This is a genomic window from Methanosarcina sp. UBA5 (assembly GCF_002505485.1).
Classification (GTDB): Archaea; Halobacteriota; Methanosarcinia; order Methanosarcinales; family Methanosarcinaceae; genus Methanosarcina.
The window spans coordinates 1-15,298 of the sequence record NZ_DAVG01000048.1; the positions used below are offsets into that span (position 1 = coordinate 1).

Below are 15,298 nucleotides of genomic sequence, written 5' to 3' on the forward strand. Positions count from 1 at the left end.
CTTTTCGGATAGGCTCTTAGTTCAAGTTTAATCCTTGATCTTTGAGTTTCTCCATAAGTTCTTTAGAATATTCGGGCACCGAACCCGGTTTAGATGCAACGTACGTCCCAAGGATGCAGGCAATTGAAGCGGCTTTTGAAACTCCGTACCCTGAGAGGCAGGCGTAAAGGAAACCCGCGGAAAAGGCATCGCCTGCTCCGACCGTATCTGCAACTTCGACAGGAGTGGTCTCTACCTCCTCATAAACGCCTTTATGGTAAACAGCAGCCCCTCCGGGCCCTTTTGTTATGCAGACTACAGATACTCCAGGGTATTTTTCCGTAAGGAGCCGGCAGAAAGCTTTGTATGAGCAAAAGGGTTTGCAGGCGTCAGCAGTGTCAGAAATCAGGCTGGAAAGCGTATAGGCTTCTTCCTCGTTCATCTTTAAAATCGTGGTGTGTTCGAGGGAAGAGAATATCCATTCTTTTTTGTAAAATCCGGTCCTCAGGTTTATGTCGTAGAAGAAATGCTTTGTTTTTATTTTCGAAAACAGCCTTTTAAGAGTCTTTCTGTTTTCTTCCGACCTCTGGGCAAGGGTTCCAAAGCAGAAAACATCCCATTCTTTCCCGGAAAAAGCCCTGAACTCCTTTTCTCCCGGTGTAATCGCGTCCCAGGCAACACCTTTGTTAATCGTGAAAACCGGAATTCCTTCAGCCTGCAGTTCGACAGTAACCGTTCCTGTCGGCCTTTTTTCATCAATTAAGATGTAAGAGGTGTCAACTCCCATTGCTTCAGCCTGGGAAAGCAGGCTTTCTCCAAGCTCATCCCTTCCGACTGCCGTGATCACAGCCGGTTTTGCTCCCAGTTTTGCAAGGTGGGCTGCAAGATTTAGCGGAGCTCCTCCAAGGTGGGCTGAATCCTTTATAATATCAAAAAGGGCTTCCCCGAAGGTAAGGGCTTTAATTGGCTTAATGCGGCTGGAATGAGAATTTTCGTTCATTAGTATAGTATATTGATTTATGAGTGATAATATTTTGACCTAATACTTTGACCTGAGAATCCAAATAAGAAAGTTTTGAAGGAACTAAAAAATAAATCACTCCTGAGAATCATAAAGTTATAGTGTTACAATTTAAATAAACTCCTTATATAGATCACATCTCATGCAATCAGCACAATGATTTCCCTCTCTGTCTTTACTTCTACGGAGCTCGGCTGCGGCTTGAACCATTTCTGCGCGAGTTTTATCATGAAGGTCTTCCAATACTTTAAATCGCCTCGACTTAAGTTCATAGCAGTTTGGATTTCGAGCAATTTCAAGATCGAGATTTCGCAGCTTCAAGGCGACATCGACAATATACTTACTCTGGTCAACGATATGCTCATCTATAATGCTCATATAATTTCTCCACTCTATAAAATAACTCCTTGAAATAAAGGCTCACTGTCTGCCGGTCTTATCTATTTTCGGTCAGTGCTCCCATCTAGGTCTTCGAGTTATTTCTAACTTTTTCGCCGTGTTATTTTTTCTCATATATTATTAATTATTCTATACATAAAATATATAATAGTTTCTGATCAGAGTATATAAGAGTCCTAAAGAATTATGACTAAGAGAAAAAATACACAAGTAGCCATCACCGCCATGCGTGATCAGATAGGGGCTACCGAACTCCCCTCGGATGATTCCCTCTTCCACATCTCGGTCTTGACAATGAGAACGGCAATTTGCAGCACGGAGCTTTGCATGTATCCAGCCTGCTTTCGCAATCGACATCCTCTTCTAGGGCAAATGCGAATTTGTCGTACTTGGGGTCCTGATACATGAGGCTGAGCCCGCCCTCAACGAATTTTAACAAGCCTTTCTGCAACCTATCTTTTGCGTTCATCAAGCTCTTCTGTTATACCTCTAAGCGTTGTGATCAAGTGGTACAACGCAAGTCTTTCTAAAAAACTGCTTGCCCGCAAGCCTTTTCAGAAAAGGCTTGAGCGAAAACCCCAAACAGTGTTTGAGTTTGAAAGCCTTATCCCCAAATCCTATCCGACGTGATCGCAAGCCTTTTTAAAAAAGGCTTGAGCGAAAACAACATGTCGACGTGATCAACCGGCGCAACGGTTGCTCGGGAGGATGTTTTCCTTTTCAGCAGATTTATAGTTCTTCAATAAGTGGGCTTTTCGCGTTAGATTCCAGTGCTGCTGTTTGTGTTGTTTTCAGTTGCGTTATCCTGAGTTTCGGACAGGGCGGTCCATAGGGTCGTAGCCTTTCTGTCGCACAGAGCCGTCGGGATACGTTCCGTTTTACATTGCACTATCTCTAGCTGAGTACATTATCTCCTTCAGTTCGTCAAAAGACTTGGCCCCTTTGATATCTTCCATCAGAACTGTAAGTTCATTAATGCTGCTGTTGAGCTGTTCATCACTCGCGTTTTCGCTTTTGTTCACTCTGGCTTTAAGAAGCTCAGTTTTCTTTTCAATGGAATTAAGGGCCTTTGCCTGCTCATGAGTGAATAGGACTTCTTTGAGTTCTGCTGCAGTGGAGGTTTCGCTCACCTCGGCGTACAGATTTTTAATCTCAGTGATCTTTTCATTGAGTTCTTCAGCTCTGCTGCTCTGACCGGCTTTCATAAGTCTGGTTTGCGTAGCTTCGACCCTCTCAGTCATGTTCTGGAGGGAATCCAGTACAACATCCTGAACATCAGTGAAATTTTCATCAGTCACATTTTCAAGCAGGATAGAACAAAACCCATGCCTTCCGTCAGGCTCCATTTGCATTTTATCTGGTTTCATATGCCTTACCCCAGGTACCATGCCCTCATTTGCCTGCCTGTCGCTGGACAAAACCTTTTGAAGGTCGGATGCATTCGAAACCTTACTTATCTCACTATAGAGAGTTTGAAGTTCAGTAATTCTTTTACTGATTAAGTCAAGCATATCCGCCTGAACCTCAGTAAAATTTTCTTCACTTATATTCCCTTCAGGACATGAAGGACAAGGTCCTGGATCATAAATCGGATCCGTCGAATTTGTCAGGGTTGTGTTTTCTGAAGCGAAAGCTCCTGAAGGGATGACGCTCAATACAATCAGCACCATCGCAAAACCGGAAATTGACTTTAATATTCTTACTGTCATAGCTTACCTCCGTTAATTACCGTGTCTTCCTTCCTTTTTGTCTCACGGCTGTCTGCCTGTTGACAGTCTTGAAAGTAACTCTGGCTTAAATATAAGCTTACTTTCAGAAATAGGAAAATTAAAGGAATTTAATTAAAGGATAGACTTTTTCGAACTTTATATTCCGGCAAAGTCTTAAATGTACTGATTAACACTTATCAAGATCCTTAAATACTTCATCCTTAAGCAAAAGAAATACATTTGTTTTCAGGACCTTTTATAAGGATCTGCTCAGTTGAACTGAGAAAGAGTAGCATGAAATTTCAAATTGTCTAATCAATAGTATTTCTGATAGACTTGCTCATGCTTTATTTTTAAACCTCTACTTCCAGATTCTCTCAGTTTGACCAAAAATAGTATCTCATTTAAACAATATAAAGTATTTCATTTAATCCTATAACAATGTACTGATGTGAACATGTATCAGTAAGCACTGAGAGAGATCTATTTTCTTCAGCAGTGGCTCTTGTTTTAAAGTCCGTAGAAATGTAGAAGACAATAAAAGCGCCAGGAGAAAAAAGAAGTGATAGAAGAATATTCTAAAATTATGAGATTTTCAATAAGAAATACACGGCAATGCAAACCATAACTAATGCAAAGGAGTCTGTTATTAACTTGTCGACTTTGTCAATGAATTAAACACATCTCTATTATTTTTGTTCTTCTTCTGTCTAATCAGTACATTTTATGTTATGCCAACTACGCTTATCTTTGTAATGACCAATTAAATAGCCTACACATAAGCCTTTAACAAAACCAATTAAACCAACGCCCACAACGACACTAAAAGCTATTTTTGCAGCTGTTTTGCACACACTTTTAACCTCACCCATAGATACACCTCTATTATTTTTATTTTCGATTAAGCTTTTATTTATTTCATTATACTGCTTTAGTTATATTACCAGATGCATATACATCTTGCTATGCTTGGCGCATCGTTGAATCTATACGCCAACTGCCTTCATTTTATTCTTTTGATTTTCCCGCATCATTAGAACCATCACGTATGCAGGAAGAACCAGTACCAATCATTGTACAGATTATCCAAAGTGAACATGAAATTTCTTGAACAGCAGGTACAATTAAAGTTGTACTGGCTCACCCCGCTGCAAGCAACGGAGTATGTTCACGCCACCGCTCCAAACTCCGTTAAAGAAGATAACACAATACGATTTTGTATCAGCAGAAGTCAACAAACAAAAATGTAATTGAGAAATAGCATTATCACTGACGGTTACTGGGGAAGTTTTTCATTCCCGCAGCAAGCTAGCGGGGTATTCAACTGAAATAAAATTTAGCTTCTAGAAGGCCTAAATTGTAAAATTTTACAAAAATATTAAATTGAGGAATGTGTAAAATCATTTGAAATAAAGAATAGATTTATTGTGCTGAATGACCTGATATGTTTTTATTTCATTTTCAGCCTCTTGCAATGTATTTAGAGAGTTATCCCACAAAACCATAATTTATTCATTTTCTAGCTCATCAAGATATGGAGCAAACGAGGATAGAGCCTCAGCTTTTTGGGACTCGGATTTAATCTCGGATGCCAGATTAAGGGCTTTTTTAAGGATCTCTTCTTTTCTAGGTTCGTCCAGGTGCGGGATAACATACGAGAGAGCTTCGGGCCTCATGTCCTTATCTTTAAGGCCAAAAGCTAATTGAAGGACTTGTTCCAGAATTTCTTCTTTTTTTTGCTCGTCTAGATATGGAACAAGAGATGAGAGAGCCTGTACCTTTTGATAGTCAGAGAAAATCACCTCTATCAGTTCAAGGGCCCTTTCAATAATAGCTTCATTTTTTAATCCGTAAAGGTGCGGAACAAGTGAGGAAAGTATCTGGAATTTTGTATCTCCATATTGAAGATTGTGTGAGAAGCAAAAGATATTTTCAATAAGCTTTTCTTTGCCTTGCCCTCTCAGGTGAAGAAGAAGTGATGAAAAGATAAGGGCTCTTTCGTTCTCATCCTGAATATGGGAGGCAGATTCAAGGGCTTTCTCTATAGATTCGGCTTTTTTTGGCTCATCCAGGTACATGACAACCAGAGAGAGGGCCTGTGACCTTAAATCCCCATATTGAATTTGGGAGGCAAAATCAAGGGTTTCTTCCATGATCTCTCCTTTTTCCGGCTTTTCCAAACGTGAGATTAGAAGTAAAAGAGCCTTTGCCTTTTGAACCTTATCTTGAATTTCACTGTCAGTATTTTCAACGTTAGTTTTTACAAAATTAGTCTTTGTGGTATGCTTAATCTCTGCAATTTGCTCAATCCGTAAGTCACTGGGACTCTTTTCGCCTATAACTCCCAGACCAGTAACAGGTTTTTCAGAATCGGGCGTTCCGTATTGATCTGGACCCTGAGAAATACCTTTTCTTGCTATGAAGGCTCCGAGCAGCCTGTTAAATTCGTCAAGTACTCTAATTTTATCAATTAAAGTTTGTTTTGAAATTTGTTTTGAGGTTTTTATTGCAATCCTGGCCGAACTATCTTCGGTCATTAGCTTTTGTACTGTTTTATAATCCATAAAAGATGAAATTTCTGTAACTAAATCAGGGTTTCTTTCAAGCAATTTTAAAATCTCCTGAATAAAAACTTGCCTTACATCCTTATCCGTGGGTGCAACAATCATATCTCCCGCGGCTTCTTTCAATTCAATACATTCTGTCGAACATAGTTTTTCCCAGAGTTTTCTTTTAGTCTCCCAAACTCCAGACCCCACCTGTTTGCAGGCTTCTTCAGCCGCTTTTTTAGACCCAATAACCAGATAAGGGATAACAGGTTCGATAAAATCTGCTATTTTTTGTGCCAGCTGTTTAATTATTATGTCCTGTTGCCGCATTATTTCAGCCTTCTATTTAAATATCTCATCGGATACTAGAATCTACAATTATATAGTACTATAATTCAGCATAATACAGGTCCACAGTTAAACAATTTTGGACTAAATTAATTTTTAATAGCAGAAATAAACAATAATATAATGCAATAAATACAATGCGATATATTTTTGATCGAGAACCTATCTGCTACCCCGAGGTATTTAAACTTTTTGAAAGGTTTGGGAGTGTAAGAGAAGAATAAAGAGAAGTATAAGAGAAATATAAAATGTAAGAAAAATACAAATGTGTAAGAAAAGTATAACTGATAAATACTTCTCTTTAAGCTTCAGTTAAAAAACTTCAGTTAATAAGAGTGATGTAATGGAACTTATTGAAATAACAGAAAGCGGCACTGTCGCAAAACCAATCAATGGTCCTACGGATCTGGTTAAAGAGGTAATGAGTTCAACAGCCGGATTATATATGGCAGCAGGGTACGTCCCACCATGGATTGGTTACTTTGCTACTTGAGGAAAAGCAATGTGTAGGCACATGTGCGTTTAAAGCCCCTCCAGAAAACAACCGGGTGGAAATTGCATATTTCACTTTTCCTGAGTACGAGGGATAGGGTGTAGCTACGCGCATGGCTCAAGCGCTTATACGGATAGCATTCGATACAGGGCCTCAACTGACAATTGCTGCGCAGACCCTTCCTGAAGAAAGTGCATCAACAACCATACTAAAAAAGCGTGGTTTTCAATTCGTTGCCGAACTGGATAATTTCGAAGATGGTAAAGTCTGGGAATGGCACCTAAAGAACCCCAGAAGAAACTGAAAAAACATTTGATGGCTAAAGAGTTCCATTAAGAATTAAACGAAAAATTCATTTTTATGAGAAAATCTTGTCAGGTCCCAAAACTCCATAATAAAACTTCTCAAAGGAGAGTTTAAAGATCCAACTTTGCCTTAAAGATCTAATGCTGTTGTTTCCTATTTCTTGCTCTTTCTATACTTTAATTTATATTAAGAAGAGGCCATCGACTTCATGGTCATTACGTGTCTCTATATCCTGACTTTGACAGTTAGATAAAACGCATATGAAACTCTTCGAATAATAGGTACAAAGAAATGAAAGTGCTTTTCCCCTTACTTTTTTACATATTAACATCATCATTATCTTGGGCATTAAGGTTGTACTTATTTAGAATGAAAGATATTCAGACATACCAAAAAACGCACTTTGCCAACCAGATATTTTGAAATAAGGATTTTCTGGACGATAACTCTTACATGACCCTGATATAACGGCGAATGCTCATGCCAACGTAATCCCTTCCCTACTCACGACCTCCTCAAGATTATTCCATTTCTAGAGATCGTTCACGATGTAATCCCTTGTTCCCAGGTTTGCTCTGTCATCACGATCAGTACTGAGTTAGTATTTCTTGTATACGTATCATATCCAGAGGATGTTGCCTGATCAAAATATGAAATTTCATAGCCATCAATAATCTCTGGGGCTTTAACCATTGTTGTTTCAATCAAATGCCAGCTCCCATCCACTTTAAATCCAACAAAGACATGACCAGGAACATGGACCAGTGATGTATCCACACCTACAGATTCAAGTGCAGATGCATAAAGTACAGCTAGATCGTCACAATCTCCCCCTTTCAGGGATAACGTTTCGGACGGAGTCTGGATATAATCTACACCGGTCCCCAGTGGGTCATTAGGATCGGAGACGTAATACACTCCGTATTGACCAAGTGCATCAAAAATTAGTTTGGCTTTGTCCAGATCGTCATCGGTGCCCATTGTCGCACTTGCAGCAATACTCCTCACATTCGAATCATGTGGATCGATATAATATGAATAGAACGATTTTGATGAGATACCTGCATCTGCAGATGCTAACTTAGCAGTATCTGATAACGGAAGCGCATTTTTACCGTATACCTTGAGAGGAACAGTGCTTTCCACAACAGGCTGTTTTGTTCCTAACGAACTGTATTCGAGTTTCAAATACAGATTTTTCGTCGATTCTTTGCCAGCCTTTTCAAATACCTTTTCGGGTATGTTTGGGGTTATTCCTATTTTCGACGCTTTATTCGGAGATATCTCATTGATAGATGATGAGACCCAATCTCCACCTTCAACACGTGTAGACAGAACAATATTTTCTGCAGACGACTCCCCGTTGTTAGCAATAGTCACCTGGAAAAGCTGCTTTTTATTATTCACATAATAACTGTATACTGCTGGACTCACACCAGACATATCGGATACTGCACTTGAAACCACCAGTTTTGAAGGGGAGTAGGACTCATAATCTCCAACAATATTCATTTGTTGTCCAAATTTTAAGGTCACTAACTGGGGTTGAGGGAAATGATAATTGTCTACATTACCATATTGCACTTTGTATGTACCGGGCTTCAATTCTATTGATATCTGCCCCTTACCCTGAAATTCTCCATCTATGAATATGTCACCGTTCACAGGAGAAGTTTTGACAATTAGCTTTGATACTGTCCTGGAATTAGGGTCTGTACCAAACTTAAAGATCTCCTGATAATCTCCGTATAAGTCTCCATCAGAATTTTCGCTCAACGGATTGGTTTTATACTTGTTTACTTCGTCAAAATCCGAGATATTATCGGAATCAGTATCGCCGTTTGCAGGATCAGTATGGAGTGTGCTGACTTCATATCCATCTGAAATTCCATCAGAGTCCGAATCAGATTTGAATATACTGGTATCATGCTGAATCTCACTGGGAGTGTTTAATCCGTCTCCATCAAAATCCACAACAATAGCCCCTACCCCACAAAGAGCAATAATTATTATTGCCGGAGTAGTATAATTGAACCTGAGCCTGTGAGCAGCCCCATACAAAACAACAAGTACTATTGCTAGCTTGGCTAGCCTGACGATTGTATGTGAAATGTCAGCATTAATCAAAAGTACTCCCCCTGAAAACAGAAATTATACTATAAACCCAGTTAAACTGTCAAAAAATAATATGTGAGTGTAATTATTTGAAAGTTTCTCCATTTTTTATTCTGAGTTTCGTTAGGTCTGAGTTTGGGGTTCAGAAGACAGATTTTCGGGAAAGCAAGAAAAGATCCTAAGCATTTTTTATTCTCATTTAAGAAATAAGGATTTTTGAAGAGAATTTTACATTATATGAAACGTGAGTTTATTTGTAGGCATTATTTATGAGTAGGTGCTTACAAAGAACAAACAGATAGATCAGCTTAATGAAATCACATAGAAATAGGCGGCAGACATCAGAGCTTAACAGAAAACAGTAAATTGAATACTTACTTTTGTCGGAAGTTGTTGATAATAAGCCCGTGTAAGTTCTAATCTCGCTTGTTCTGAGGCAAATATCCATACAACAAATTTTAAGCTTGGAATGAGTTTTGATTACAGTTTACTTAAATGTTTAAGCCTATGTATAATTTAATTTGTGAACTAGTATTCATTTACTATTATTAATTAACAAATACTTGTTATTTTTACAAAATAATTAGGATAAATAAAAGTTTTTAAAGATTGAGTTGGATATGTTATAAGTATATAATGAGAAGATAAATGGAGAGCATTGCCCATGAAAGCAAACGAGAAAGCTTTTTTACGTTTTTTAGAAGGGTCAGACAAACATTTTATAATTCCTGTATATCAGAGAAATTATGATTGGAAAAAAGAGCAGTGTGAACAATTGTTTTGTGACATAATAGAAATAATCGATAACAGCTTTCGTAATCATTTCATGGGAAGTATTGTTTCTATTTATTATGAAGAAGGAGGACAAGAATACTTAATTATCGATGGACAACAGAGAATTACTACGTTGTCTGTGTTACTTTTAGCAATGTATAATTTGTTAGACAGAGAAGAAATTAAAGCTACTTTCAATAAAGAGCAAATAAAAGAAGGATATCTAGTAAATAAGTACTTGGAAAACGAGAAAAAAATAAGGTTAAAGCCAATTAAAGAAGATAACGAGGCATTTTTGGCTTTGTTTGAGAATAATGAGGATTATTTCATTAAGAATTCTAATATAACAGAGAATTATAAATATTTTTGCTTACAGTTAAAACAGCATGAAAAATCCATCGATGATATATTCGATGCGATAAAAAAATTATTTATAGTTGAAATTGAGCTAAAACAGGGTGAAGATAACCCACAGTTAATATTTGAGAGTATAAACTCAACGGGACTAAGCCTAACGCCAGCAGACTTAGTAAGAAACTTTATTCTCATGGGGTTAACTGACAAGGAACAGAAATATTATTACGAAAAGTACTGGAATAAAATAGAAAAAAACACAAATTATGAAGTAAGTAATTTCATACGTCACTATTTAACATTAAAAGAGAGGAAAATACCCAAACAGGATAATGTATACTCTAGCTTCAAAAGATACACTTTGAACTATAAATTAAATACTGAACCTCTATTAAAAGAATTGCTCGAATATTCAAAATATTATAATAGATTTGCTCTAGCAAATGAGCCAGATAAAGATTTGAATGAAATCTTACAGAGAATTAACAAGCTTAATATCACTGTTTCATATCCTTTTTTGCTGGAAATTTATAGTGACTATACTCAAGGTGTAATTAATAAGGAAGATTTAAAAGAAATACTGTTACTTGTAGAATCATTTTCTTTTAGAAGGTTAATATGCGACGTTTCCCCAAATGCCTTAAACAAAATTTATATGACACTTGGCAGGGAAATCAAAAACTATCCCGATTATAAAGAAAACTATGTAGCAATATTAAAATATCTACTCAAGAAGAAAAAAGGAAGTCAAAGATTCCCTGAAGACAAAGAATTTGCTGAAAAATTCGTGTCAAAAGATATTTACAATTCTAAAAACTGCTCATATATTCTCGAGAGGATAGAAAACTTTGGAAATCGAGAAAAAGTAGATGTTGAAAGTCTTTTAATGTCCAATGAATTAACAATTGAACACATTATGCCAAAAAATCTAAGCGATCAGTGGATTAAAGATCTTGGTGCTAGTTGGAGAAGCATTTATGAAAACTACCTAAATACCATCGGAAACATAACATTAACTGCGTATAATAGGGAAATGAGTAACAAAAATTTTAATCAAAAAAAGCTGATGGAAAACGGGTTCAGTAAAAGCAAATTATATTTAAATGAGCATTTAAAGAAAACTCCACGGTGGAATGAAGGTACAATTAAAAGAAGAGCTTCTATTTTAAAAGATGTTGCTTTGGAAGTATGGATGTATCCTAGTACACAATATGTTTCTTCGACTGATATTTCCCCTATATACTCATTATCGGATGAACATAATTTTACAGGTGAAAAAATTAGCTCCTGTATTTTTTTGGGAAGGGAACGAAAAGTGTTATCTTGGAGAAAATTATACGGGCATGTAGCAAGAGAACTTTACATGACAGATCCCTCTAAATTTAAGTTATTTATAAATGATAATGACTTTACAACTTCAAAAAATAAAAAATATATATCAGAATCAGAGACTGATTTGCGTTCTCCCATAAAAATAAATGAATCGACATTCTTAGAAGGCAACTTAGGTACAAGTTATATTATAGAAAACATTAGAAAAATGATGAAAAAATTTAATATAAGTGAAGACGATCTTGTAATCAAACTTCAAAGAGAGATGAAAGCACTTGAGAAGTTTGAGTATATAGAATGTGAGGAAGCAAAATCTAATGTAATGTAAATCTGATAGAATCTGTCCCAAAAGCCACTTTATTCTTATAATCATTGGGAATTTCAAAGTGTTTTTATGATCTTGAGCTTGATTGATTATTCGAAATACAAAGCCCAAGAAGCAAATTTCAAGTTTTGAGATGAGCTCTCAGAAAAAACATTGATTTCCCAAAATATAACCAACATAACAAATACGAAATAATTTTTGAATGAAAAAGAGTTAACTAATTATAAATTTCCAAAAAAATTTTGCATAAAATTAATTAACCAATTACAAATAAACGTTATTTAGGATGATGTCCCCAAAAGAAATCCCAAGAAAAAAACTAAAATCGTGATATCAAATACGTCGAAACGAGCTCTTAGAAAATTAAGTATATCTGACCCATGCTTTTCTATAGCTAACTTAGCATTTTCATCAGTAAAAGAACTGCTAATAAACTCTCTTCTATATTCCTCCTCCAAAGCTTTAAACAAAGTTTGTAACCACATTTTCAATGCACCTTATATAATTACAATAAAGTTAACATTGATAAAATTTTCTATATGTAGTACGAAGTTAAATTTATCTGCTTTCTTCCAGTTCGTTGCAACTTTAAAAACAGGAGCTTCTAATAATCCGAATAACTTACTATTTATCCAGTTGATGAACAAGAATGCCTACAATCCGCAGGCTAAGTGTATCTGGATTTTCTAAATCGATTGTCTCGGAAGTATTATTAAATAATAAGGAATTTTGAGGAATATAGTAAAACCTCAACTAATTCGTGAGTTTACTATATTTTCTCAACTAATTCATGAGTTTACTATATTTTCTCAACTAATTCATGAGTTTACTATATTTTCTCAATTAATTCGTGAGTTTACTATATTTATTTGGTCACTACAATATATCTAGAAATAGTTTTAGTATTACTGCCTTTAGCATTCTTTACTGTTAAGCTTACAGTATATTTTCCAGCTTTACTGTATTTATGTACAGGGTTCTTGACTGTGGAATAGGCTCCGTCTCCAAAGCTCCATTTCCATGAAGTTGGATTATTGGTACTTTTATCAGTAAACTGAACCTTCAAAGGCGCTTTTCCTGACCTTGGAGAAGCAGAAAAAGCAGCAACAGGTGCTTTTGCAGTAGAAGAATACCGGACGCTTAAAAAAGCAAGCGGAATTTTGTAGTAGCTGCTGTGGTTATGTTTATCGTACGTAAGCTTGCTATCCTTGCCGGCAGTAAGGAATTTGCCTACATCCCAGGTATTAGCACCGTAGTAAGGTCCCGATTTCACTCCGGATGCTAGTTTATTCCCACGAAACTTATAGTTCCCATCCACACTGGAAAGGTAGATTGCTGTAAGTTTTGCTGATTTCCAGCCATCTGTAAGCTTGGATGTGCCAAATGCAGTCGAACCAGTGTAGCTTGTGTCATCAGGGTTGACTGTGTCATGACCCTGGTTGATCCAGTAATTCACCTGGTCAGCATCGCCATCATTATATGCAATGATCAGGGTCATCGCCTTGATCCGGCCGTCAAACGAAGAATCGATCTTTGAGGTTGCAGCTTTCACGTTCACCTTATTACCTTTGATCGTGTTCTTGAGATCATACCACATCAGGTAGTCACTCGTCACGCGGTTCATATGGTTATTGACCCACACAGGTCCCTTTCCACCTTCGCCTGGGAACGAGTATGATGTATTAAAGGTCTCATGCTTCTGGAGCTCATACTTGCCATCACCGTTTGCATCGATGTCGATGGTAATTTTGCCCCTACGATTCTCCTTCATGTGGCCATCAGAGACGGTAACGTAAAGCCTGGCCCATTTGACGTCCGTGTATGCAGGCAGTACGAAAATTTTCTGTGCGGGCGTGGCAAATCCCGGATATGAGTCATACCATAGCCCACCGGAGACAGTTCCTTTCTGGACAGTTGTCAACGGAATGCCACCAGCGTAGCTGTTCGCAGTGGTTAGAGATCCTGCCGAAGCCATGTCCAGTAACAGCAGCATTACCAGTATTGGAAATATATATTTAACATATTTGAAGTTCATATTCGTCACCTGAAAAAGCAGGACAACGACCTTACCAGGTCGACTCTGCACAAATAACATTGTTTGTTTTCTGTTTCCAAAGCCTGAATAATCGTCCAGAACCCTAAGACCTGCTCCTGTATTTTACTGACTTTTACTGAGATTCCTGCTATGCCGATGCATTTTTTCTCTTCAAAGGACGGCAGAGTTGCTGCCTTTGAGGCTCACAAGATCTTTCTGGGGATTGGAAGTTTGTGTTGTGATAAAAATAATCATGGCAGTTAGTTCTGCTCAGTACCTAGCTAGGTATCTGAGTTACTGAAGTTGATGTTGCCAAGCTGCGAGCCTTTGTATTTGGTGATGTCCATGCAGTTGCTGAGATTACAGGAAGGTTAAAAGCAGGCAGATGCTCAGATTAGAGTTCAAGTGTTTTTTATAATGTTCATTGATTTTTTCAATGTTGAACTTCTAATAATGAAATCAATCTTACTCACATTTTCCACAAACTTTGACTTATAAGAGAGGATTTGTTTGTCACAACACTATTACTTCATGAAAGAGTTACGAATATGAATTATTTAAATGTTATTAATTAATAGGATTAGCATTAATTAATATAGGAGATAGTAACATAATTATTAATATTAGTAATATTAAACTTGTGAAAGTAATAGCAAAAATATAAATTAAATACATTTTGAATCTATGACCAGAAAATACAGCCAAGCATGGAAAAATCAATCAAAACTCAAACCAAAGAAAAACAGTCTCCGTAACCGAAGTAAATATGCACTGAATATCTATCAGGTGAGAGTAAGTGGTGATGGATATCTATGGGGGCATTTGAAAGACCTATTTTTGTGTGGTCGTAAATAATCTTCATGGTCTATACAATGTCTTTAATATCACTAATCAACTCTCAAGTATGAAACATAACTCCTGATGGCATCCCTTATGTCTTCCGAGTGTGAGAATAACCTCATTTCTCAATAATTTCATCAAATATACTCAAAAGGGTATCGGGACGAGAAGCCCCTATCCTCACAAGTTCTGTATATATCGCTCCCCCAGGTAATTTCAACTTTATCAATAGTATCAATATTTGGTTTAAAGTTAGAGGCCGCCCCAAAACCAACTTTACTCTCAAATCAATAAATTTTCGGAATTGTCCCAATGATTCGAAGCTTGAGTGGTAATTGCAAGTTCGATATATAATGAATTGATTTTGAGTTTTGGACCAACTCTAAAGTTATCTTAAAGCTGGTCCGACTGCCTAGGATTATAGAAATTTATTATTGAGGTTGTTTCAAAACTACCTCCAATCCTTCTGGATCAATATTTTGGAGTAGATAAACAAGATCAACAGGGCTAAAAGGGATTATTCTGAAAGCAATGCACCGGTCATATAAGAAGAGCGCTTAAAGAGTCAGACTTTACGAGTAATAAAAAGTTAATATTTATCACAAATAATAGAATTTATCAAGATAAAAATAGAGATTTCTTTAATAAATCTCTTATGACAATATTGATTATTCAGAGTATGGGATTCAGAGAAGCTATTTAAAAAATATAAGACGATT

10 protein-coding genes and 2 pseudogenes are annotated in these 15,298 nt (G+C 36.8%); 3 read left to right on the forward strand and 9 right to left on the reverse strand.

Annotated elements, in window-relative coordinates:
- Nucleotides 1-16: 16 nt before the first annotated feature.
- The 6 genes from BP621_RS04370 to BP621_RS04395 all read right to left on the reverse strand — a co-directional run bounded on the left by BP621_RS04370 (nucleotide 17) and on the right by BP621_RS04395 (nucleotide 5,987).
- Entirely contained in the window at nucleotides 17-979 is a 963-nt protein-coding gene (locus tag BP621_RS04370; protein ID WP_292388163.1) for a carbohydrate kinase family protein, read from the reverse strand.
- 132 nt (nucleotides 980-1,111) lie between these two features.
- Nucleotides 1,112-1,378 (reverse strand): hypothetical protein, encoded by a 267-nt coding sequence (locus BP621_RS04375; RefSeq protein WP_292388164.1) that lies wholly within the window; start codon nucleotides 1,376-1,378, stop codon nucleotides 1,112-1,114.
- A 781-nt stretch (nucleotides 1,379-2,159) separates the two neighbouring features.
- On the reverse strand, nucleotides 2,160-2,288 hold the full coding sequence (locus BP621_RS04380) for a hypothetical protein (RefSeq protein WP_292388165.1): 129 nt from the start codon (nucleotides 2,286-2,288) through the stop codon (nucleotides 2,160-2,162).
- Entirely contained in the window at nucleotides 2,278-3,108 is an 831-nt protein-coding gene (locus tag BP621_RS04385) for a hypothetical protein (RefSeq protein ID WP_292388166.1), read from the reverse strand. Before BP621_RS04385 ends, BP621_RS04380 begins: the two co-directional genes overlap by 11 nt.
- Nucleotides 3,109-3,818: 710 nt before the next feature.
- Complete coding sequence (locus BP621_RS04390; protein WP_292388167.1) at nucleotides 3,819-3,980, reverse strand: hypothetical protein; 162 nt, start codon at nucleotides 3,978-3,980, stop codon at nucleotides 3,819-3,821.
- A 636-nt stretch (nucleotides 3,981-4,616) separates the two neighbouring features.
- Entirely contained in the window at nucleotides 4,617-5,987 is a 1,371-nt protein-coding gene (locus BP621_RS04395) for a hypothetical protein (protein WP_292388169.1), read from the reverse strand.
- Between the two features lie 361 nt (nucleotides 5,988-6,348).
- On the opposite strand from BP621_RS04395, the gene BP621_RS04400 reads away from it, so the two are divergent.
- Both BP621_RS04400 and BP621_RS04405 read left to right on the forward strand, forming a co-directional pair.
- Nucleotides 6,349-6,498, forward strand: a complete 150-nt coding sequence (locus BP621_RS04400; protein WP_292388170.1) for a hypothetical protein — start codon at nucleotides 6,349-6,351, stop codon at nucleotides 6,496-6,498.
- 112 nt (nucleotides 6,499-6,610) lie between these two features.
- A complete protein-coding gene (locus BP621_RS04405; protein ID WP_292388172.1) occupies nucleotides 6,611-6,802 on the forward strand; it encodes a hypothetical protein in 192 nt (63 codons plus the stop codon).
- A 545-nt stretch (nucleotides 6,803-7,347) separates the two neighbouring features.
- Here the strand turns inward: BP621_RS04405 and BP621_RS04410 are convergent.
- Nucleotides 7,348-8,931 carry a transglutaminase-like domain-containing protein gene (locus BP621_RS04410; protein WP_292388173.1) on the reverse strand — a complete coding sequence of 528 codons (1,584 nt, stop codon included), beginning with the start codon at nucleotides 8,929-8,931 and terminating at the stop codon, nucleotides 7,348-7,350.
- Nucleotides 8,932-9,583: 652 nt separating this feature from the next.
- Here BP621_RS04410 and BP621_RS04415 point away from each other — a divergent pair.
- Nucleotides 9,584-11,707: a DUF262 domain-containing protein gene (locus BP621_RS04415; protein ID WP_292388174.1), complete on the forward strand. Its 2,124-nt coding sequence runs from the start codon at nucleotides 9,584-9,586 to the stop codon at nucleotides 11,705-11,707.
- Nucleotides 11,708-12,569: 862 nt separating this feature from the next.
- Here BP621_RS04415 and BP621_RS17180 read toward each other — a convergent pair.
- Both BP621_RS17180 and BP621_RS04425 read right to left on the reverse strand, forming a co-directional pair.
- Nucleotides 12,570-12,821 (reverse strand): annotated as a pseudogene (locus tag BP621_RS17180) (PKD domain-containing protein); the annotation flags it as partial.
- Nucleotides 12,822-12,851: 30 nt separating this feature from the next.
- Nucleotides 12,852-13,799, reverse strand: a pseudogene (locus tag BP621_RS04425) (DUF3344 domain-containing protein); the annotation flags it as partial.
- Nucleotides 13,800-15,298: the final 1,499 nt, after the last annotated feature.

Coding starts and splice junctions, on each gene's coding strand:
- BP621_RS04370 (WP_292388163.1), bottom strand. CDS start 979: ATGAACGAAAATTCTCATTCCAGCCGCATTAAGCCAATTAAAGCCCTT.
- BP621_RS04375 (WP_292388164.1), bottom strand. CDS start 1,378: ATGAGCATTATAGATGAGCATATCGTTGACCAGAGTAAGTATATTGTC.
- BP621_RS04385 (WP_292388166.1), bottom strand. CDS start 3,108: ATGACAGTAAGAATATTAAAGTCAATTTCCGGTTTTGCGATGGTGCTG.
- BP621_RS04390 (WP_292388167.1), bottom strand. CDS start 3,980: ATGGGTGAGGTTAAAAGTGTGTGCAAAACAGCTGCAAAAATAGCTTTT.
- BP621_RS04395 (WP_292388169.1), bottom strand. CDS start 5,987: ATGCGGCAACAGGACATAATAATTAAACAGCTGGCACAAAAAATAGCA.
- BP621_RS04400 (WP_292388170.1), top strand. CDS start 6,349: ATGGAACTTATTGAAATAACAGAAAGCGGCACTGTCGCAAAACCAATC.
- BP621_RS04405 (WP_292388172.1), top strand. CDS start 6,611: ATGGCTCAAGCGCTTATACGGATAGCATTCGATACAGGGCCTCAACTG.
- BP621_RS04415 (WP_292388174.1), top strand. CDS start 9,584: ATGAAAGCAAACGAGAAAGCTTTTTTACGTTTTTTAGAAGGGTCAGAC.